The sequence below is a fragment of the Streptococcus sp. STC1396 genome, from assembly GCF_058933875.1.
Map to the genome: position 1 here is coordinate 1 of NZ_JBZYCU010000013.1, position 18,762 is coordinate 18,762.

Annotated in this window: 15 protein-coding genes; 1 reads left to right on the plus strand and 14 read right to left on the minus strand. The window is 45.8% G+C overall.

The window, feature by feature from the left end:
- A partial coding sequence (locus AC5FEC_RS05780; protein WP_493661592.1) for an IS3 family transposase occupies positions 1–743 on the plus strand: 743 nt, incomplete at its 5' end.
- A gap of 64 nt (positions 744–807) precedes the next feature.
- Here the strand turns inward: AC5FEC_RS05780 and AC5FEC_RS05785 are convergent.
- The 14 genes from AC5FEC_RS05785 to AC5FEC_RS05850 all read right to left on the minus strand — a co-directional run bounded on the left by AC5FEC_RS05785 (position 808) and on the right by AC5FEC_RS05850 (position 18,317).
- Positions 808–1,038 (minus strand): GlsB/YeaQ/YmgE family stress response membrane protein, encoded by a 231-nt coding sequence (locus AC5FEC_RS05785; protein WP_037618552.1) that lies wholly within the window; start codon positions 1,036–1,038, stop codon positions 808–810.
- A 93-nt stretch (positions 1,039–1,131) separates the two neighbouring features.
- Positions 1,132–2,373 carry an aminopeptidase gene (locus AC5FEC_RS05790; protein ID WP_493661593.1) on the minus strand — a complete coding sequence of 414 codons (1,242 nt, stop codon included), beginning with the start codon at positions 2,371–2,373 and terminating at the stop codon, positions 1,132–1,134.
- Positions 2,374–2,394: 21 nt separating this feature from the next.
- The gene (locus AC5FEC_RS05795; protein WP_037618556.1) at positions 2,395–2,547 is read right to left on the minus strand and encodes a hypothetical protein; all 153 of its coding nucleotides are present in this window, start codon (positions 2,545–2,547) and stop codon (positions 2,395–2,397) included.
- A gap of 19 nt (positions 2,548–2,566) precedes the next feature.
- The gene (locus AC5FEC_RS05800; protein WP_493661594.1) at positions 2,567–6,955 is read right to left on the minus strand and encodes a PolC-type DNA polymerase III; all 4,389 of its coding nucleotides are present in this window, start codon (positions 6,953–6,955) and stop codon (positions 2,567–2,569) included.
- Positions 6,956–7,072: 117 nt separating this feature from the next.
- Entirely contained in the window at positions 7,073–7,456 is a 384-nt protein-coding gene (locus AC5FEC_RS05805; protein ID WP_493661595.1) for a PH domain-containing protein, read from the minus strand.
- Between the two features lie 87 nt (positions 7,457–7,543).
- The gene (locus AC5FEC_RS05810; RefSeq protein ID WP_493661596.1) at positions 7,544–9,394 is read right to left on the minus strand and encodes a proline--tRNA ligase; all 1,851 of its coding nucleotides are present in this window, start codon (positions 9,392–9,394) and stop codon (positions 7,544–7,546) included.
- 45 nt (positions 9,395–9,439) lie between these two features.
- A complete protein-coding gene (rseP, locus tag AC5FEC_RS05815; protein ID WP_493661597.1) occupies positions 9,440–10,696 on the minus strand; it encodes an RIP metalloprotease RseP in 1,257 nt (418 codons plus the stop codon).
- A 349-nt stretch (positions 10,697–11,045) separates the two neighbouring features.
- Positions 11,046–11,849 carry a phosphatidate cytidylyltransferase gene (locus AC5FEC_RS05820; protein ID WP_062200067.1) on the minus strand — a complete coding sequence of 268 codons (804 nt, stop codon included), beginning with the start codon at positions 11,847–11,849 and terminating at the stop codon, positions 11,046–11,048.
- Positions 11,850–11,863: 14 nt separating this feature from the next.
- Positions 11,864–12,613, minus strand: a complete 750-nt coding sequence (uppS, locus tag AC5FEC_RS05825) for an undecaprenyl pyrophosphate synthase (protein ID WP_493661598.1) — start codon at positions 12,611–12,613, stop codon at positions 11,864–11,866.
- A gap of 219 nt (positions 12,614–12,832) precedes the next feature.
- Positions 12,833–13,168, minus strand: a complete 336-nt coding sequence (yajC, locus tag AC5FEC_RS05830; RefSeq protein WP_037618567.1) for a preprotein translocase subunit YajC — start codon at positions 13,166–13,168, stop codon at positions 12,833–12,835.
- A 119-nt stretch (positions 13,169–13,287) separates the two neighbouring features.
- Positions 13,288–15,264, minus strand: a complete 1,977-nt coding sequence (gene tkt, locus AC5FEC_RS05835) for a transketolase (protein WP_493661599.1) — start codon at positions 15,262–15,264, stop codon at positions 13,288–13,290.
- 131 nt (positions 15,265–15,395) lie between these two features.
- Positions 15,396–15,521, minus strand: a complete 126-nt coding sequence (locus AC5FEC_RS05840; protein WP_493661600.1) for a hypothetical protein — start codon at positions 15,519–15,521, stop codon at positions 15,396–15,398.
- A gap of 279 nt (positions 15,522–15,800) precedes the next feature.
- The gene (locus tag AC5FEC_RS05845; RefSeq protein ID WP_037618571.1) at positions 15,801–16,046 is read right to left on the minus strand and encodes a hypothetical protein; all 246 of its coding nucleotides are present in this window, start codon (positions 16,044–16,046) and stop codon (positions 15,801–15,803) included.
- A 141-nt stretch (positions 16,047–16,187) separates the two neighbouring features.
- Complete coding sequence (locus AC5FEC_RS05850) at positions 16,188–18,317, minus strand: AAA family ATPase (RefSeq protein WP_037618574.1); 2,130 nt, start codon at positions 18,315–18,317, stop codon at positions 16,188–16,190.
- Positions 18,318–18,762: the final 445 nt, after the last annotated feature.

Consider the following 18,762-nt stretch of genomic DNA (forward strand, 5'->3'; position numbering starts at 1 on the left):
ACAAAGATAGGGACATCAAGAATGAGATACAAGCAATTTTTAAGGATCATAAGGGCAATTATGGTTACCGCAGGGTTCATCTAGAACTGCGCAATCGTGGTTATAGCATCAATCATAAGAAAGTGCAGCGTTTGATGCAGGTGTTAGGTCTGTCTGCACGCATCCGTAAGCGCAAGAAATACAAGTCCTACAAGGGGGAGGTGGGCAAGAAGGCTCCAAATCTGATTAACAAGCAATTTGAGGGGTCTAAACCCTTTGAGAAGTGTTATACCGATGTGACCGAGTTTGCTTTGCCAAATTGCTCTGAGAAACTCTATCTGTCGCCTGTTCTGGATGGTTATAACAGCGAAATTATCGGCTTTACCTTGTCCCATTCTCCCAACCTGATGCAGGTTAAATCCATGCTTGAAAAGGCTTTTCCTAAGGAAGCTTATCCCAATACTATTCTCCATAGCGACCAAGGTTGGCAATACCAACATGAGGTCTACCATCGTTTTCTTGACAGTAAAGGGATCTGTCCCTCCATGTCTCGCAAAGGAACTAGCACGGATAACGGTATGATGGAATCTTTCTTTGGTATCTTGAAAACAGAGATGTTTTACGGATTTGAGGAGAGTTTCAAATCACTGGATCACTTGGAACAAGCCATCACGGATTATATTTTTTACTACAACAACAAGCGTATTAAAGCAAAGCTAAAAGGACTCAGCCCTGTTCAGTACAGAACCAAATCCTTTCACTAATATTTTTTGTCCAACTTTTTGGGGTCAGTACACTTTACGTCTAGGTATTTTCTTTTCCTCTATTCTACGTGCCTCGATCCCAGAAAAGAGCCAAAAGGATCACAGCGCCCAGCACTGATGGAAAGATAGCTGTGTCCGCTAACATCGGTCCCCAGTGGCCAAAAAGCAATTGCCCAAGCCATGAACCAAACCAGCCCAAGAGGATTTTTCCGATACAGCCCATACGCTCCCCACGGCTAGTGATAGCCCCAGCGATGAGGCCGATAACAAAGCCAACAAACATACTACCAATCATATAGGATCCTTCTTTCTATGTTTCTAAGAATACTTTTCAAGAAGCAGGTGGGAGCTGTCAGATTAAAAGTATCCGTCAAAACGACTTCAAATCTTAGATTGCCCAGTCTCCATTGCGGAAGATTGGCACACGGCTGCCGTCTTCACGGATACCGTCAATATCCATCTGGTTAGAGCCAATCATAAAGTCCACATGGACATCCGAGCGGTTGAGACCTGCTGCTTCTAGCTCTTCTTCAGATAAATTCTCTCCGCTGACTACACTAGTCGCATAGGCTGCACCAATAGCCAAGTGGTTAGAAGCATTTTCATCAAAAAGAGTGTTAAAGAAAGTAATGCCTGACTGAGAAATCGGGCTTGGATCGGGTACAAGAGCTACTTCACCCAAGGCACGCGCACCAGCGTTTTCAAAGACAAGATCCTTCATAACTTGGTCGCCCTTTTCAGCAGTAATATCCACAATCTGGCCATCCTTGAAGGTCACCTTGATGCCCTCGATAATGTTGCCATTGTAGCTGAGAGGCTTGGTGCTGGTCACATAGCCATCAGCTCGACGGAAGTCTGGTGCTGAGAAGACCTCTTCTGTCGGCATGTTGGCGATGAAATACTCACCCTGAGCATTAAGACTGCCAGCAGACTCCCAGTGATGGTTCTTAGGCATGCCCAGTATCAAGTCTGTGCCTGGTGCTGTGTAGTGTAAGGCAGTGAATTGCTCCTCATTCAAGATCTTAGCTTTTGAACCAAGCTTTTCTTCATGGGCCTTCCAAGCTGCAACTGGATCATCCTCATAGACACGGCAGGTTTTAAAAATCTGATCCCAGAGCAAATCTACCGCTTCCTCATCGCTGGCTGCATTTGGGAAGACCTTCTTAGCCCACTCTGTACCGGCTGCTGCAGCGACTGTCCAGCTGACTTTATTGGATTGGGTTGCAATCCGCATCGGCTTCATGGCTATCCCCATAGCTTTAGCAGAAGCTGATAATTTCTCAGCGTCCACGCCGTTCAAAGCCCCCGGATCAGATGAACGCACGCCCAAGCGGCTGGCTTTCTTTTCAAGGAGATAGTTCATCTCAGCCACCTTATAGTCAGGGACATTGTCCAGACGGTCCATCGGCGCATGGAGGAACTTCTCCCGCGTACTCAAATCATCTGCCCACTGGACAATGACTTCGTGAGCCCCCAAAGCATAGGCCTCCTTGACAATCAAGTGTGCCAGCTCACGCTGCTCCACATCAATATTGAGCGCCACTGTGTGACCCGGCTGCACATTGATACCATTGGCAACCAATAGTTTAGCATATTTTTCTAAGTTTTCTTTAAAATTTGGCAGAACCATTCTGCTTCTCCTTTTCTTTTGTTATTTCTCTTTAAACAAGGACAGCAAGCTAACCGCTGCCACCGTACCGCAAATCAAGGCGGTCAGTTTCAAAATCGTATCTGGATCTAGGTCCAGCTGGTAATCAAAAATCTTTTGCGCTGGCTTATCCTGAGCGGAAATGGTCAATTTCATAAAAACCTCTTTCTATATTTTAGAAAAACTCATCAAACAGACTCAACTGGTTATCCTCAGGCATATTACCTAGAATGCCCATGTCGTCCATTTTTTCGACGAGGGTGCTAGAGAGGCCGCCGCGTTTGCGGAGCTCTGTCTTGGAGAGGAATTCGCCTTCTTCCCGCGCTCTAACCACTTGGCGGGCAACGTTGTCACCCAGACCGTCCATGGTAGAGAAAGGTGGGATAAGGGTGTCTCCTTCGATGAGAAACTCAGTTGCATGGCTCTTATAAAGATCCAGCTTCCCGAACTTGAAGCCCCGCTCCAGCATTTCATTGACGATTTCCAGAGTCGTATAAAGGTCGATTTCCACATTGGAGGCCTCGTTATTCTTGCGCTTGTCAGCGATTTCACTCATCCGGCGCTTGACGGCATCAAGTCCGCCACTCATGGTCTTGATGTCAAAGGCCTTGGCTCGGATAGAGAAGTAAGCACAGTAGTAATAAAGCGGATGATGCACCTTGAAGTAGGCCACCCGCAGGGCCATCATAACGTAGGCTGCCGCATGGGCCTTGGGGAACATGTACTTGATCTTTCCGCAGGACTCAATGTACCACTCTGGCACATTGTTTTCCTTCATAGCTGCGATGTAACCATTGCGCTCTTCTTCAGAAATCTTCAGCCAGAGGCCCTTCCGCACGCGCTCCATGATCGTAAAGGCCATCTTAGGATCCAAGCCCTTGTGCATGAGGTAAACCATGATGTCGTCCCGACAACCGATAACGGTGGACAGGTCGGCAATTCCTTGCTTAATCAAGTCCTGAGCATTGCCCAGCCAAACGTCCGTACCATGAGAGAGGCCAGACAACTGTAAGAGCTCGGCAAAAGTTGTCGGATGGGTCTCATCAACCATGCCCCGTACAAAATTGGTTCCAAACTCCGGAATTCCTAGCATACCAGTCGGCGTGCCGATTTGCTCCTGAGTCACACCCAAAATGTCTGTTCCAGAAAAGAGGGCCATGACACCAGCATCATCCATAGGAATGTCATTTGGATCAATGCCAGATAAGTCCTGAAGCTTCCGAATCATGGTCGGATCATCGTGTCCCAGAACGTCTAGCTTGAGGACATTTTCATCGATATCATGGAAGTTAAAGTGGGTGGTCTGCCACTCGGCTGTCACATCGTCAGCTGGATATTGGACCGGTGTAAAGTCATAAACATCCATATAGTTAGGGATAACAACGATTCCACCCGGGTGTTGTCCAGTCGTCCGCTTGACTCCAGCAGCTCCCTGCGCCAGACGCTCAACTTCTGCGTCTCGGTAGAACTTCCCGTAGTCGCGCTCGTAGCCCTTGACAAATCCATAGGCCGTCTTAGCCGCAACGGTACCAACGGTACCAGCCCGAAAGGCATACTCCGCACCAAAGATATCCCGCACGTCCAAGTGGGCGCTCGGCTGATCCTCTCCAGAAAAGTTCAAGTCAATATCGGGTACCTTGTCCCCGTCAAATCCAAGGAAGGTCTCAAATGGAATATCCTGACCGTTCTTGCTCAGCTTGTGGCCGCACTCTGGACAGTCCTTATCCGGCATATCAAAGCCTGAACCATAGGAGCCATCCGTGATGAACTCGCTGTATTGGCATTTGTCACAGACATAGTGGGGAGACAAAGGATTAACCTCGGTAATTCCAATCATGGTCGCGACAAAGCTGGATCCGACAGACCCCCGTGAGCCTACCAGATAGCCCCGTTCATTGGAGCGTTGGACCAGCATCTGCGATGCCAGATAAATCACGGCAAAACCATTCCCCAAGATGGAGGTCAGCTCTTTTTCGATCCGCAAGTCTACGATATCTGGTAGCGGATTGCCATAAATCTCAAAGGCTTTTTGATAGGTCAGCTCGGCAACTGTCTCCTCAGCCTTGTCAATGAAAGGCGTATAGAGGTCGCCCTTGACCACCTCTACCGGCTCAAAGGTCTCCGCCAGCTGATTTGGATTGGTGATGACCAACTTCTTAGCCAAGTCCTCCCCCAAGAAGGCAAATTCGTCCAGCATTTCATTGGTGGTTCGGAAGTGAGCCTTAGGAAGCGGAGCCGGCTGAGCATTTTCACCGTGGCCAATAGTCCGGTTAATCATGGCTCCCTGACCCAGACTCCGGACGATAATCTCGCGATAGATTTCTTCTTCCGGCTCAATATAGTGGACGTTCCCCGTCGCAAGGACAGGCTTGCCCAAGCGATCTCCGACCTCAATCAGATTGCGAATAATGGTCTGCAGTTCTTCCTGGTCCTTGATCTGCTCCTTGGCAATCAGCGGCTCATAGATAGCTGGCGGCATGACCTCGATAAAGTCATAATACTTGGCTACTTCGACAGCCGCATCCACCCCCTGAGAAACAACAGCATCATAGACTTCGCCTTCTGAGCAGGCTGAGCCCAGAATCAGGCCTTCACGATGGGCATCCAGAACAGTCCGTGGAATCCGCGGAACACCTTCGAAATACTTGGTATTGGACAGACTAACTAACTTGAAAATATTCTTGAGACCCGTCTGATTTTTCACATAAATAGTCGCATGCTTGACCCGAGCTTTCTTATAGGAATTCTCATCGACCAGATCCGTATTGAGATCCTTGAGATTGGTCACACCATGCTTTTCAGCCACATCCTTGATAAAGATAAAGAGGAGACGGCCCGTCGCTTCCGCGTCATAGTTGGCCATGTGGTGGTGCTCCAGAGCAATCTGGAAACGCTTGGTCAAAGGCCCCAGACCATGGCGCTTGTACTCTGGATAGAGGTTGCGGGCAAATTCTAATGTGTCAATGACCGGCTGAGTAATTTTCGGCAAATTATGACGCTCATAGTTGACATTCATAAAACCCACGTCAAAGGTGGCATTATGGGCAACGAGGACACTGTCCTGGCAAAATTCCTGAAATTCTTTCAGCACCTGCTCTAGCGGTTTGGCATTGCGGACATGCTCATCTGTAATCCCGGTCAGATCCGTCGTAAAGGCCGACAGAGGATGACCCGGATTGATAAACTCATCAAACTCAGCGATGATATTGCCCTTGTGCATCTTACTGGCTGCGACCTGAATCAAGTCATTGTAAACAGCTGAAAGTCCCGTCGTCTCCACGTCAAAGACTACATAGGTCGCATCGCTCAGCGCCATGTCCACTTCATTGTAGACGATGGGCACTCGGTCTTCTACAATATTGGCCTCCATACCGTAAATCAGCTGAATACCAGCTTTCTTGGCAGCCTTGTAGCCATGGGGAAAGCTCTGCACATTGCCATGGTCAGTAATGGCGACAGCCTTGTGGCCCCACTTGGCTGCCGTTGCAACGATTTCCTCGACCTCAGGAAGGGCGTCCATAGTAGACATATTGGTATGGGCGTGAAACTCGACTCGTTTCTGCCCCTCAGGCATCAAGTCCTTGCGCTCATAGTGGGTAACGGCCTGCACATCCTGCACATTCATGGTCAGGTCGCGGGTGAAGTTGTTCATCTCCACATTTCCCCGCACGCGCAGCCAAGCACCTTTCTTAATCATGTCAAACTTCTTGGCTTCTTCTTCGTTTTTCATCCATTTCTGCAAAGAGAAGCTGGAAGTATAGTCTGTCATCTTGAAATTGAGCAAGACCCGGCCGGTCCGAGTGACCTTCTGCTCTAGATCAAAGACCATTCCCTCGAAGACCAGACGGTTTTCCTCAGTCTGAACTTCGATCATAGGGGTAATCTCTGCCTTATCTAGATTTGGCTTTGCTGCAGCCTTGCGAGCTTGAAAATCGTAGGCTGGCTTTTCCTCTGGCGGTGGTACCATCTGCTGTAAGGATTCCATAGCCTTGAGCGCCTCTTCATTAGCCGCCTGAACAATCTTGGCATTCTCCGCTTGGAAATTCTCGGCTTGCTGCTGGGTCAGCTCATCGCTATGCTGGACCTGACAGGTCAGATGAGGAAAGCCGTACTTGACCAGCTGCTGGCTGAGGTTAGGCAGGTGGTTCTTACGAAAATGTTCTGTATCAATGGTCGAAGCCCCCTCAATCAGCAGCTTGTCCCCATCCAAATGAACCTGTAAATCCTGATAAAGACTCTTAAAACTATGACTGGCACAAGGTCCCTCCTCAAAGGCCAGCTGGTAATAAGCCTGCAAGAGCTCATCCGATACCTGAGGAGCCTGACAGTGAATTTCAAAAACGGCTTGATTGCCCGTCTTAGAAAACTCTTGAGCTAGGCGCTTCTGCAATTCCCGAAAAATCTCAATGGGCAGAATATTCGCAAAAGAAAAATGAAACTCCCAGACCCGACTGACCTTGTGGACCAGAACCTTCTCAATTTCTGCATTCAAAAAGGCCTCTGAATTTCTCATTTCCAGTGGCATATCCAGCTGATTCATTAAAATTTCAAACTTGTTTGACATGACATTTCCTCGTACAGTAGTGACCCTATTTTACCATAAATCAGCACTTTTTTCGACAGAAAAAGAGTCAGACAAACTTGCCTGCTCTTTGTTCATATTACAAGAAAGCCAAGAGTTTTACCTCAGCACCGCTTCTGCCAGCGCTTTTTGGATAGCAATGACACTTTTATCACTCCGGAAGGTCAGAGTTTCAGCTGGCTCCTCAGCGCTAGAAACCCAGATTTTCAGCTCAGCGTCTAGATCAAAGTGACCAGCCGTTTCCACTGAAAAGCGAGAAATGGAGCAATACGGATAAGACTTATAAGCCGTTTTCTTGCCTGTCACTCCCTGCTTATCCACCAAAATCAAGCGTCCGTCTGTAAAAACAATCAAATCACGAATGAGGCTAAAAGCCAGTTCCACATTTTCTGTTGGCGTCAGAATATTCTCCAATTCTCTTTCAACTTTGTCAATATCTTTCTGAGAAGCATTGCCTAATAAACCACTGAATAATCCCATCATTCGGTCCTCCAATCCGTTTTCCCTTACTATAGCATTTTCAAGGCCAATAAGCAAAAGAAAACTGCCAGACAAAACTGGCAGTTGATTTTATTTTGTCAAAATAGACAGAGTTTCCAGCAGATTATCAGCGTGGACTTCAATGGTATCGCCCGTAGCCTTAATCTTGACTTCGACAATGCTTTCTGCAGCTTTCTTACCAACTGTGACGCGGATTGGTAGTCCAATCAAATCGCTGTCACTGAACTTGACACCAGCGCGCTCATTGCGATCATCCACCAAGACTTCATAACCAGCATTTAGCAAGTTAGCCTCGATTTGATCAGTAAGTGCCAATGCTCCCTCATCCTTGACATTGACTGGAATCAGGTGCACATCAAATGGTGCCAGCTCTTTAGGGAAGTTGATGCCCCAAGCATAGCGGAATTCACCCTTAGGCGTTTTATTGACAAAGAGGCGGGCATGCTGCTCCATAACAGCAGACAGCAAGCGGCTGACACCGATACCGTAGCAGCCCATAATCATCGGCACTGCGCGACCGTTTTCATCCAAGACATTGGCATTCATGCTGTCAGAATAGCGAGTTCCCAGCTTGAAGATGTGCCCAATCTCAATCCCACGGGCAAACTTGAGGATACCTTGGCCGTCCGGCGACACTTCTCCTTCACGAACTTCGCGGATATCCACATACTCTGGGCTAAAGTCACGGCCTGGATTAACACCAGTCAGGTGGTAACCATCTTCATTGGCTCCTGCCACAGCATTAGAAAGGGCTTGGACTCTACGGTCTGCGATAATAGTCACATCTTCTGGCAGATTGACTGGACCTAACGAGCCAAATCCTGCGCCCAAGAGCTGACGGACTTGATCTTCACTCGCCACATCAAAGAAATCTGCACCCAGATGATTTTTTAATTTGACTTCATTGAGCTGGTCATTGCCGACAAGGAGGGCTACGACAGGCTTTTCATCAGCCATGTAAACCAAGGTCTTGATTGTTTCTTCTGTATCAACTTGTAGGAAAGCTGCTACCTCATCAATGGTCTTGCAGTCAGGAGTTGCCACACGCGCCAACTCTGCTTCAGCTACTACCTTTTGGCTTGGTTTATAAGCATTCGTCGCCATTTCAAGGTTAGCTGCATAGCTAGATTCGCTAGAGTAGGCAATGGTGTCCTCACCAGAAACCATCCATTTAAGCAATTCTGCCTTGATTTCTTCTTGCACTTCTGCCGGAATCTCCTCAAATGAGGCAACTGACTTGTCCAAAACAACCCAACGGTCAAGGTCTGTACGAGCAGGCGTGATTGCCATAAATTCCTGACTGTCCTTACCACCCATAGCGCCACCGTCACCAATAATGGCTTTGAAATCTAGCTCACTGCGAGTGAAGATTTTCTCATAAGCAGATTTGTATTCATCATAAGTTACATCCAAACTATCATAGTTGGCATGGAAACTATAACCGTCTTTCATGATAAACTCACGAGTACGAAGAAGTCCATTACGTGGACGCTTTTCATCACGGTACTTAGGTTGGATTTGATAAAGGTTGAGTGGCAATTGCTTGTAAGACTTAACAGAATCACGGACAATGGAAGTGAAAGTCTCTTCGTGTGTCGGACCCAGGATGAAGTCTGATTTTTCGCGATTTTTCAGCTTGTAGAGGTCTTCACCGTAGGTTTCATAACGACCAGATTCACGCCAGAGGTCTGCACTGAGCAGGGCAGGCGCTAGCATTTCAACCGCACCAATCTTATCAAACTCTTCCCGCATGATTTTTTTAGCTTTTTCAATGACACGGTTAGCCAGTGGCAGATAAGAGTAAACTCCCGCAGAAACTTGGCGAACATAGCCAGCCCGCAACATAAGGGCATGGCTGATAACCTGAGCATCGCTTGGCATTTCGCGCAGCGTTGGGATTAGCATTTTACTTTGTTTCATAAAAACAAAACTCCTTCATAGAATATTTTTCAATCTTTTAAAATGTTAGAAGAACAATTTCATAATATCATTCCAAGTCACAGCAATCATGAGGACAACCATGACAGCTACCCCTGCAAGGGTAACATAGCTTTCTGTTTCCCGTTTCAAGGGTTTGCGACGGATAGCCTCAAGGATATTGAGGACAATTTTTCCACCGTCCAAGGCTGGAATCGGAATTAGATTAAAGATCCCGATATTAAGGGACAGCATGGCTAAGAGACTCAGAATAGCCGGCAGACCTTGCTGAGCCGCCTGACTGCTGACATTATAAATAGCAACTGGGCCACCTAATTTATTTAAATTAAAATTAAAAATCAAATCTTTCAAAGCCGTCAAAATCCGACCTGTAGTCGTCCAAGTAGCGGTAAAGCCTCCGATCACCTTGTCCCAAAAACCAGTCTTGATAGCAGGCGATACGCCCAATAGATAGCGTTCCCCCTCTTTTTTGGGTTCAATGTCCACTTTCTGGATTTTGCCACCACTCTTATAAGTGATGGTCAGTTTTGGTGCATCTGCCTTATCTTTCGTCGCTTCTGACACTGCATCGGTCAGGTCACCCCAGTTTGCAATCTCATAATTGTTGACTTTCAGGATCTGGTCATCGCTTTTCACCCCTGCCTTGGCAACGGCGCCACCTTCCAGCACTTGAAAATGATTGCTATTTTCATCTTGGACACCGCCTTGGAGAAAGGCCAAGAACATGAAAACTAGAATACTCAAAATGAAATTGTTCATGGGGCCTGCAAAATTGGTGATGAGGCGTCCCCAAATAGTCGCATTTTGATACTGAACATCCAGCGGAGCAATCCGAACTTCCGTTCCGTCTTCCTCCACAATGGTCGCATCGTGGTCAACAAAATAAGTCTTGGTCTCATCCAAGACCAGCCCTGTAATCTCCAGCTTTTCTTCAAAATCAAAGCCGGTCACATTCACGGGCAGAGCTGTCTGATCGATTTTCTTGCCGGACAGATTAATTCGCACGACTTTTCCGTCTTCATTCAGAGTTAGACTTGCTGGCGTACCTGTTTTTATTTCTGTCGAATCCTCGCCCCAGCCAGCCATGCGGACATAGCCACCTAACGGCAGAATCCGAATCGTGTAGGCTGTTCCGTCCTTGCCAATATGAGCAAAGATTTTCGGCCCCATCCCAATAGCAAACTCTCGAACTAGAATTCCTGATTTTTTGGCAAAGTAGAAATGTCCAAATTCATGAACCACCACAATAATGCCAAAAATAATGATAAAGGTTATAATCTGCATTCTGTAATTTATTTTATCCTTCCTATGTTTATCAGAGTTATTCCGTTTACTTTTAACCTATCATCGGAAAATGTGAAACGGATAGACCGTAAGCGGTAGTGGCGTAAAGCAACGTGCACTTAGAATCAACTGAACGATTATAACACAGCAGTTCAACACCGCTCCAAGAGCAAGCAACAGGCAGACACCATGAAAGCAAAGAAGGAGCAGAAAGCAGCTAAGCTTTTGAGCTGAGCCAAACTTCCTGCCCCCGCTTAGCCGAAAGCTCTCGCACCTTAAGATCTATCAGCCTTGCGTATTGGTGCTATTTGCACTAGCATCTGTTTCCCAAATTCTCTTGCTCGCTATTTTAGAACAAGCCAAAGAAGTGCATGATTGGAAAGACAAAGAGCAAACTGTCAAAGCGGTCCAAAACACCACCGTGCCCAGGAATAAACTTGCCTGAATCTTTCACGCCAAAATGACGCTTGATGGCACTTTCTACCAAATCCCCAAATTGACCAGCGATACTGAAAATAACGGTCAACAGCAGGATGGTCAAAAAGCTATGAGGGGTAGCAACCTGCGGGCGAACAATCATAAAAATCGCAGAAACCACCACTGCTGAAGCGATACCGCCCAAACTGCCTTCGACTGTTTTATTTGGCGACACCTTTGGCAGCAATTTCCGGCGACCGTAGCGGGTACCGACCAAATAAGCTCCACTGTCTGTCGCCCAAACGATAAAGAGGGCCAGTAAAACCTTATCCACATTCACCAAACGGGCATCGATCAAAGCATTAAAACCTAGCCCGACATAAAAGCTAGAAGCAATCGGATAAGCCGCATCTTCAAAGCTATAGGAAGAACCCAAAACAGTTGCTCCCAACAAGACAAAGACAATCAAGCCATAAGCTACGACATTACCATCCACGGGTAAAAATTTCAGGTAGTTCTCAAGTGGCAGGGTTAAAACAAAGGCTGCCAACATGGCCAGTCCCCCCTCCAGCGTCGCTGTCGGAAGTCCCTTCATCTGAAGCAGCTCATGCACTGCCAGCATGGCCAAAAGCCCAACACCAATCTGGAAGGCAACTCCTCCCATCATCACCAGAGGAATAAAAATTGCTAAGGCAATTCCTCCAAAAATAAGACGTTTTTGTAAATCCTTACTCATCTTTTCTTACTCCCTTACACACCACCAAATCGTCGATTGCGGCGATTATACTCTACAATCGCATCCTTCAGGGCATTTTCATCAAAATCCGGCCAAAGGATATCTGTAAAATAAAGCTCACTGTAAGCTGTCTGCCAAGGAAGGAAATTACTGAGGCGCAGCTCACCACTCGTACGAATCACCAAGTCGGGATCCCGCAAACTTGCTGGCAGACTGCTGGTATAGAGATAATCTCCAATCATTTCCTCTGTAATATCCGCCGGTTGGACTTTAGCGTCCAAAACATCTTGGGCAAGCTTCTGAACCGCTTGATTGATTTCAGCTCGGCCGCCGTAGTTTAGGGCGAAATTCAAAATCAACCCCGTATTCAAGCGAGTCAGCTCCTCAGCCTTCTCCAAGGCCTCAAAGGTTGCTTTAGGAAGTCGCTTCGTGTCGCCAATCATTTGAATTTTTACATTGTTTCTGTGCAATTCTGGCACATAGCGGTCATAAAACTCAACCGGCAAATTCATAATGAAGGACACTTCTTTTTCTGGTCGCGCCCAGTTTTCCGTTGAAAAAGCGTAGACAGTCAAAACCTGCACGCCCATCTCCTTTGCTGCAATCGTTACCTCTTGCAAGGCTTCCATGCCTGCCTTGTGTCCAAAAATACGTGGCTGCATGCGCTTTTTGGCCCAACGACCATTGCCGTCCATGATAATCCCTATATGCTTGGGAACAGTTAAATCTTCATCTGACTTTTCTTTTTTCTTAAAACTAAACATATTTTTTATCCTATTTAAAGTTTTATCATTTCATTATATCATAAATCCTCTAAATGTGGGCAGGAGAGCTGATTTTTCGTCTGTCAGATCTGATAATGAAAAGATAGCAGTGCCCACGAACAAGTTTCAATAGTATTTTGCAAGTATAATGTTGTAAAATATAAGCTTACAAATGCCTATAAAAGAAAAAACAGCCATATGGCTGTTCTATGATCAGTATTATTCTTCAATTGCAGAGTCTTCCTCAGAAACAGCAACATCGCCCTCTACTCCTGCGGCAGCTGGAATACCTTCTGTCAGTGGCAGAACAGTCTTGATAGCTGTCAATTCAAATGTCAGGTAAACACCGTCTACATCCAAGACAACTGTCTTACGCTCTGAATCGACTTCGTCAATAGTCCCATAAAGACCACCAATTGTAATGACTTCATAGCCTTTTTGCAGTTTATTAAGGCTTTCCATACGTTTTTCAGCTTGCTTTTTCTGTGTCCGTACTTGGAAATACATCATTCCCACCATCACCACAACCATAACAATCAACATTGTTGGATTCATTTCTCTTCTCCTTTGGAATTCATATCGTAACTACTATAGCAGATTTTGGCCATTTTGACAAGGTAGGAAAATGATTTCCAAAAAAATCAGGATGACTTGCACCCTGATTTTATGTCTTTTTATTTAAGATTTTTAACAACTTCTGCTACATGCTCAACCGTAAAGCCGTATTCTTCCAGAACCTTGCCTGCTGGAGCAGATGCACCGAACTGGTCAATTCCGATAACTGCACCGTCCAGACCAACATACTTGTACCAAGGCTGGCTAGCTGCCATCTCGATCGCTACGCGGCGACGAACTGCATTTGGCAAAATTTCTTCCTTGTAGGCTGCATCTTGAGCGTCAAACAACTCTGTTGACGGCACGCTGACCACACGGATTTTAGCGCCTTCTGCTGCAAGTGCTTTAGCAGCTGCGACAGCCAAATTAACCTCAGAACCAGAAGCCAACAAGATAGTATCGAAATCTGCTCCTGTTTCGTAGACCACATAAGCTCCTTTAGCTACCTTGTCAAAGTCTGTGCCTTCTTCAACTGTCAGATTCTGACGAGTCAAGACCAAAGCAGTCGGAGTGGACTGGCTCTTAAGGGCCAGATACCAAGCTGCCTGAGTTTCACGCGCATCTGCTGGGCGAAGGACAGTCAGGTTTGGAATAGCACGCAGACCAGCCAAATGCTCAATCGGCTCGTGAGTCGGTCCATCTTCACCAACTGCAATTGAGTCGTGAGTGAAGACATACGTCACTGGCAAACCTTGCAGGGCAGACAAACGGACAGCTGCCTTAACATAGTCTGAGAAGACGAAGAAGGTACCACCGTAAACGCGAAGACCACCATGAAGTGCCATACCGTTGAGAATTGTTCCCATAGCAAACTCGCGCACACCAAATTGGATGTTGCGGTTAAGACGGTGAGCGTCGTCCTGCAGGCCATCTTCCTCGATATAGGTCATATTGGAATGAGCCAGGTCAGCAGAACCGCCGAGGAAAGTTGGAAGGACCTTAGCTGCTGCATTGAGGGCATCCTGACTAGAATTACGGGTCGCTTGAGAGAAGCCATTTTCAAGCACTGGGAAATCTTCTGGTTTGATTTCTACTGGATCCTGACCAGCAATGATAGCTGCTACTTCTTCAGCTAATTCTGGATGGGCTTGCTTGTAGTCCTCTACTAGCTGCTTCCATACATCATAAGCTGCTGCACCGCGCTCCGCTACATTTGTACGGTAGTCTGCATAGACTTCCTCAGGAATCTCAAATGGTGCATAGTCCCAACCCAAGGCTTGACGAGTAGCTGCCGCTTCTTCTGCTCCCAGAGGTGCACCGTGAACAGCATTCGTACCTTGCTTGTTTGGCGCGCCATGACCGATAATAGTCTTGACTTCAATCAAAGATGGTTTACCAGAAGCTTTAGCTGTATTGATAGCTGCATCAATCGCTGCAAGGTCTGTTCCGTCTTCCACCAAAGCAGTGTGCCAGCCGTAAGCGTCATAGCGAGCACGGACATTTTCTGTAAAGGAGTCCTTAGTCTCTCCATCCAAGTTGATATCATTTGAATCATAGAGAACAACCAGCTTATCCAGCTTTTGCAAACCAGCATAGGAAGCCGCTTCAGATGAAACCCCTTCCATCAAGTCGCCGTCGCCACAGATGACATAGGTATAATGGTCAAAAATCGGATAGCCATCACGGTTGTACTTAGCAGCTAAGAAACGCTCTGCCTGAGCAAATCCAGTAGCTGTGGAAATCCCTTGTCCCAACGGACCAGTCGTCGCATCGACACCAGCTGTGTGGCCAAACTCTGGGTGACCTGGTGTCTTAGAACCCCATTGGCGGAAGTTCTTGATTTCTTCTATGCTAACATCCTTAAAACCAGAAAGATGAAGTAATGCGTAGAGCAACATAGAGCCGTGTCCTGCAGACAGAACGAAGCGGTCGCGGTTAATCCAGTTTGGCTCTTCTGGATTGATACGCAGTTGCTTAGTAAACAAGTCATAAGCCATCGGCGCAGCACCCATGACTACACCAGGGTGACCTGACTTAGACTTTTCAATTGCGTCAATCCCTAAAAAGCGAATGGCATTAACTGATAATTGTGACATTGAGTTCTCCTTTCGAAAATAAGAGCGCTTACTCAGCAAGCGCAATCACCTTCTTTTTCTATTCTACACCTACTATTATAGTATAATTTTGTCTTTCTAGCAATAACGGAAGCGCTTTTCTCCCCAAACCATCAGTCTTCCAGCTTTTTGCCAGTCATGTCCTGATAATCCTTGACCATGATGGTCCAGAAATCTTCAATTTTATCCGTCAGAGCAAAGAGATCGCTGCGTCCGACGACATAAAAATCTTTTCTCATTTTCTTACTCATTTTCAATCCGCAGGAAAACACAAAACTAATAACAATATTATACCTATTAGAATTGACCCTGATTCAGAGACAAGGTAAATAAAAGAGTCTGGGACAAAAAGATTTCAATTTTTAAAAATCTTAATTATTAAGCCCTTCAAATCTATAATTAAATGCGAAAAGCGAACAAAGCAGAATTCTGATTACCAGAAAACTAGTTTTGTTCGCTTTTTATATTTGAGGTCGGACTTTTATCCCAGACTCTCTTCTAGCATTCAAATATTCTGCCTAATTCTTTATTGTAATCCCATACTTTTCATGGTTTTCTTCATACCATTCAATTAAAGCAAGCGCTGTTTGATAAGTGATATTCTTAATCTTGCTAGTGCCTTTAGCTAAAGTCAAGATGCTCATTTTGCTGACATTTGCATCGGTAGCAACACGGTAACTGGTCAAAGTACCATTGATTAGCAACTGAACGACTGCTTCTACCTTTTTATAATCAGACATTGATGTAATATCCAATCTTTTCATCCTTAAATCCTTTCCTAAAATTAATCTCTTCTAAACCATTATACACCTTTTCTACTATATTTATATATATAAATGCTTATTTTGCATAAAAAAGTAGAAAAATCCAGCTGAAAATCAACTGGATTTTATTTCAGAAAATTTTTAAGCTTTTTCAGTACCATCTGTTGCTGATTTTTCACGAATAACCAGAACACCATCTTCCAAATCGGCAGTCAAGTGCTTAGCATCTAGATTATCCAAGTGGAAGTCGGTCACCTTGTCACGAATTTGCTGCTCGATGACACGACGGAGCGGACGAACACCCATGACTTGGTCATAACCAGCATCGCGCAGGAATTCCTTAGCTGCATCAGATACAGCCAAATCAATTTCTTTCTTGCTGAGAGTTTGATTGACTTCAATTAGCATGAGATTAACAATTTCCATCAAATCTTCTTTCTTGAGATGAGAGAACTCAATAACCGCATTGAAACGATTGAGGAACTCTGGACGGAAGTAAGGTTTGAGTCGATCCATCAAATCAGGCTTTTCTGCATCCTCTTCCAAGCCTGCTTCATAACCAAAGCCAGCATTGGAAGTCGCAATGATGACCGTGTTCTTGAAGTTGACTGTATTCCCTTGACCATCTGTCAAACGACCGTCATCCAGAACTTGAAGGAGGAGGGTAATCACCTGTGGATCCGCCTTTTCAATCTCATCCAAGAGGATGATAGAGTAAGGATTGCGGCGCACACGCTCGGTCAAGGTATTGCTGTTATCATCATAGCCGACATAGCCTGCAGTGGTACCAATCAGCTTGGAAACGGCAGTCCGGTCGGAGTATTCTGACATATCCAGACGGATAATGGCTTCCTTGGTACCGAACATATCCAGAGCCAGTTGCTTAGCCAGCTCAGTCTTGCCGACACCTGTTGGACCAACAAAGAGGAAGCTTCCGATTGGACGGTTGCCTTCATCAAAGCCCGCACGGTTTCGGCGGATAGCCCTAGCCACAGCTGCTACAGCCTTGTCTTGACCAATAACCTTGGCTTTGAGACGGTCATTCATGCCCTTGAGGCGCTCAATGTCGCTGGCACCCATCTGAGATACCGGCACTCCCGTCATCCGCTCAACAGACTCTGCTACATCGTTGACCGTAGCAGTCACCTTCATATCCTCGGTGTGGTTTTGAATTTTCTTTTCCAGCTCTTCAATGCGGGTCTTGGCATTCAGAGCCGCTTCATAATCTTCTTTCTCAACAGCCGCTTCCTGCTTGTCTTTTTGCTCTGCGATTTCCCGCTCAACCGTGTGCACATCGGTCACTGGATGCTGGGCTGCTAAGTGGGCAGCAGTCACATCGACCAGGTCAATCGCCTTGTCTGGCAGACTCCGTTGTGGAATATACTGAACAGAATAATCTACAGCCGCTTTCAGCACTTCATCCGGCAGGATGACATTGTGGTGCTTTTCGTATAAGTCCCGAATGCCTCGAAGGATCTGATAGGTATCTTCGGCAGACGGTGCATTGACCTTGACTTCATTGAACCGGCGAGCCAGAGCTGCATTTTTGAGAATGGTATTACGGTACTCGTCCTGAGTAGTAGCCCCGATGACAGTCAGTTCACCACGCGAAAGAGCTGGTTTGAGAATATCCGCCAGTCCCTTAGAGCCACTGTCTCCTCCAGTGCTGCCTGCACCCAGAATTTGATGGATTTCGTCAAAGAAGAGAATAATGTTGCCGGCTTCCTTGACTTCATTGACTAAGTTTTGGATATTTTCTTCAAAGCTACCACGATATTGAGTACCAGCTTCCAGACCAGAAATATCAACAGATATAATTTCCTTGTTCTTGATGGCCGCTGGCACATCACCATTGACGATAGCCTGAGCCAATCCTTCTACGACAGCTGTCTTACCAACTCCGGCATCTCCTACCAATACAGGATTATTCTTAGTCCGGCGGGAAAGGATTTCAGCAGTTTCTTGGATTTCCTTATTGCGTCCAATGACTGGATCTAACTTACCATCACGAGCTTCCTGAGTCAGATTGCGACCTAGCTTAGCCAGGATACCATCCTGCTTAGGTCCTTGAGCAGCAGTCTGGCTAGTCTGCTCACCTGCTCCTTGACTGGGGAGCTTGCCAGTAGCACGGTACTGAGCAAACTCTTCTGGCGTTACCTCTCGACCATTGATTAAATAACGACGATTTTCACTGTTGTAGCCACCCATGCGCCCCATGAGTTGATTGAAAAGGTCGTCCATATTGTTAAAATTGTTGTAGTTGTTGTTCATAGCATTGCCTCACTTTTCTTCGTTTTTCGCTTTACATAATTTTTGTTTTTACCAAAATTTCAGATAAGAAATCTCTTCCTTATCCACTATAAATATTCATTTGGGAGATCTTCTCCAATCTATTATTTTACATAACTTATTCGATTTCCAAAAATCAAGGCTGTTCTAGTCTTTTATTTTATGGATGAATTCTATCTGCTCCAGAAGAATATGATTTTACATAATTTTGCCTCCTGTAAAAAATAAATGCCTTCTAGCTACATGTTCATCTGTTCATCTCCTGAGTAAATCTTTCGTAAACTTTTTTGTTTACATTTGTAATTATATCTATTTTCTGATTGCTTGTCAATAGGTTTGAATAAAAATTTTACATAATTTTTAGTAGTTCAAACAAAAAGATTCCACCAAACTAATTTAGAAACATTCCTTTACTTGATAATACTGA

What these genes read in the sequence shown, in the direction of transcription:
- uppS (WP_493661598.1), bottom strand. Translation starts at nt 12,613, where the DNA reads ATGTTTAGTTTTAAGAAAAAAGAAAAGTCAGATGAAGATTTAACTGTT.
- AC5FEC_RS05820 (WP_062200067.1), bottom strand. Translation starts at nt 11,849, where the DNA reads ATGAGTAAGGATTTACAAAAACGTCTTATTTTTGGAGGAATTGCCTTA.
- AC5FEC_RS05800 (WP_493661594.1), bottom strand. Translation starts at nt 6,955, where the DNA reads ATGTCAAACAAGTTTGAAATTTTAATGAATCAGCTGGATATGCCACTG.
- AC5FEC_RS05845 (WP_037618571.1), bottom strand. Translation starts at nt 16,046, where the DNA reads ATGAAAAGATTGGATATTACATCAATGTCTGATTATAAAAAGGTAGAA.
- rseP (WP_493661597.1), bottom strand. Translation starts at nt 10,696, where the DNA reads ATGCAGATTATAACCTTTATCATTATTTTTGGCATTATTGTGGTGGTT.
- AC5FEC_RS05850 (WP_037618574.1), bottom strand. Translation starts at nt 18,317, where the DNA reads ATGAACAACAACTACAACAATTTTAACAATATGGACGACCTTTTCAAT.
- yajC (WP_037618567.1), bottom strand. Translation starts at nt 13,168, where the DNA reads ATGAATCCAACAATGTTGATTGTTATGGTTGTGGTGATGGTGGGAATG.
- AC5FEC_RS05790 (WP_493661593.1), bottom strand. Translation starts at nt 2,373, where the DNA reads ATGGTTCTGCCAAATTTTAAAGAAAACTTAGAAAAATATGCTAAACTA.
- AC5FEC_RS05795 (WP_037618556.1), bottom strand. Translation starts at nt 2,547, where the DNA reads ATGAAATTGACCATTTCCGCTCAGGATAAGCCAGCGCAAAAGATTTTT.
- AC5FEC_RS05840 (WP_493661600.1), bottom strand. Translation starts at nt 15,521, where the DNA reads ATGAGAAAAGATTTTTATGTCGTCGGACGCAGCGATCTCTTTGCTCTG.
- tkt (WP_493661599.1), bottom strand. Translation starts at nt 15,264, where the DNA reads ATGTCACAATTATCAGTTAATGCCATTCGCTTTTTAGGGATTGACGCA.
- AC5FEC_RS05810 (WP_493661596.1), bottom strand. Translation starts at nt 9,394, where the DNA reads ATGAAACAAAGTAAAATGCTAATCCCAACGCTGCGCGAAATGCCAAGC.
- AC5FEC_RS05805 (WP_493661595.1), bottom strand. Translation starts at nt 7,456, where the DNA reads ATGATGGGATTATTCAGTGGTTTATTAGGCAATGCTTCTCAGAAAGAT.
- AC5FEC_RS05785 (WP_037618552.1), bottom strand. Translation starts at nt 1,038, where the DNA reads ATGATTGGTAGTATGTTTGTTGGCTTTGTTATCGGCCTCATCGCTGGG.